Raw genomic sequence first — 302 nt, forward strand, 5'->3', positions numbered from 1 at the left:
TCTTCGCCTATGCGACCAACTATCTGATCGACCTCCAACACGCCGTCATCGTTGATGTCGAAGCCAGCCGCGCGATCCGGCAAGCCGAGGTCGGCGCGGTTCGCACGATGATCGAGCGGACACAGGATCGGTTCGACCTCTGGCCGGCCCGCCTTGCCGCAGACAGCGCCTACGGCTCGGCCGAGAACCTCGCCTGGCTGGTCCACGAGCGCGGGATCGAGCCTCATATCCCGGTCTTCGACAAATCGGAGCGGCAGGACGGCACCTTCAGCCGGTCTGAGTTCACCTACGACCACGCCCAG

The 302-nt window shown here is 64.9% G+C and carries 1 protein-coding gene; it reads left to right on the forward strand.

Translation table 11 applies throughout. From position 1 onward, the window contains the following. On the forward strand, positions 1-302 hold a 302-nt coding region (locus tag ACYVO7_RS25840), incomplete at both ends, for a transposase (protein WP_460452626.1).

The sequence above is a fragment of the Alsobacter sp. SYSU BS001988 genome (assembly GCF_054796215.1).